The following is a 1,874-nucleotide window of genomic DNA, read 5'->3' on the forward strand; positions in this document are numbered from 1 at the left end:
CTTGTTACTGGTGCTGATCGGCGGGCTAGGGTTGTACGGCATGCACCAGACGAATCTCGCCTACACCGACACCTTCACGAATCAGATGCCGAGCGCGGTTGCGATCGAAAGCGCGGAGCTGTACGCGGCGCGCGAGCGTCTGGTGTTCGATCGTGCGGCGCTCGCCGCCGGTACGCCGGAGTCGGCGGCGACCCTGGAGCGCGGCCCGATCATGCGGCAGCGTTCCAATGACTACTGGGCAAAGTACGTCGCCCTGCCGATGGCCGACGGCGAAAAGGCACTTGCCGACACGTCCTACGCCAAGCGAATGGCGCTTCAAAAGGTGATCGACGAGGGCTACGAAGCCGTCAAGGCGAACGACCAGCCGCACATGCTCGCCACGTCGAACGCGATGCAGGCCGCGTTCACCGAACTTGCCACTGCCGACGAAGCCCTGAGCAAGCTCCAGTTCGACCAGGGCCAGATGGGCTACGAGGCGGCGCAAAGTGCCGACGCTACGTTCCGCATCATCAGCATCGCCGCAATCCTGCTTGGCCTGGCCGCCGCCGGGTATTCGTGGTTCGCGTTGCGCCGTGCGATCGGCCGTCCGCTCGACGAAGCGCTGCGCCATTTTGAGTCCATCGCCGCCGGCGACCTGCGCCACCCGGTCAACGCGACTTCACGCGACGAAATGGGCCTCCTGATGCAAGGTCTTGCCAAGATGCAGGCGAGCCTCGTGACCACGGTCCGCACCGTTCGTTCGGGCAGTGAATCGATCGCTTCAGCGACCAAGCAGATTGCGGCGGGCAATATCGATTTGTCGTCGCGCACGGAAGAACAGGCATCGGCGCTTCAGGAAACGGCGTCGAGCATGGACGAGTTGACCGGCACCGTGAAGCAGAACGCCGACAATGCCCGCCAGGCGAGTTCGCTTGCTGCAAACGCGTCGGAGATCGCCAACAAGGGGAGCCGCGTGGTGTCGCAGGTCGTCGGCACGATGGGCGAGATCAACCAGAGTTCGGCGAAGATCGCGGACATCATCACGATCATCGAAGGTATCGCGTTCCAGACCAACATCCTGGCGCTCAACGCGGCAGTGGAAGCGGCGCGGGCCGGGGAAGAAGGGCGCGGTTTCGCGGTCGTGGCCGGCGAAGTGCGCTCGTTGGCGCAACGCTCGTCTGCGGCGGCCAAGGAGATCAAGGGCCTTATCGATACCTCGGTGGAGCGCGTGCAATCGGGCACGTCCCTCGTCGACGAAGCGGGCCGCACGATGACTGAGATCATCGGTGCCGTGCAACGTGTGACCGACATCATGGGCGAGATCGCGGCGGCGTCGGAAGAGCAGAGCAGCGGGATCGAGCAGGTGGCGCGCGCAGTGACGCAAATGGACGAAGTCACGCAGCAGAATGCGGCGCTGGTCGAGGAAGCGGCGGCTGCGGCGCAATCGCTGGAAGACCAGGCGTCGAAGTTGCGTCAAGCTGTTGCAGTGTTTCAGCTTGATGAGCGCGGAGTGGCCGTGGCGAGCCCTGAAAGGGCCGTGGTGGCGTCCGTCGCTGTCAAACGCCCAAAGGTGTCATCGGCGATTGCTGCGCGCGTGGCGCCCGTGGTTAGAGCGCCGCTTGTACGCCCGGCACCGGTCGTTGCGTCTGCTGCTCCTGCGAATAGTGGGGATTGGGAAACGTTCTGAGCGCGGGGTTTGGGCGGTTCTGCTAGCGGCGAGTGTGAGGCGAGGACGGAGTCCTCCTGCGCGCCGCAGCGGCCGGCTTAAATTGTATTTTCTTGCTTATTACTGTTAGCCCCTATCCGGGGCGGGACTTCATTTCTTTGCAAACGCGCAAAGAAACGAAGCAAAGAAACGCGTTCAAACCGCGAATACCTAAGTGTCGTCGTTGCTC

The 1,874-nt window shown here is 63.4% G+C and carries 1 protein-coding gene; it reads left to right on the forward strand.

Annotation, left to right across the window (positions count from 1 at the left end; translation table 11 throughout):
• The first annotated feature begins 1 nt into the window (after position 1).
• Positions 2-1,666, forward strand: coding sequence for a methyl-accepting chemotaxis protein (locus WCA53_RS27050; protein WP_423917919.1), 1,665 nt, complete (start codon positions 2-4; stop codon positions 1,664-1,666).
• Positions 1,667-1,874: the final 208 nt, after the last annotated feature.

The organism is Caballeronia sp., from assembly GCF_049581465.1.
GTDB lineage: Bacteria > Pseudomonadota > Gammaproteobacteria > Burkholderiales > Burkholderiaceae > Caballeronia.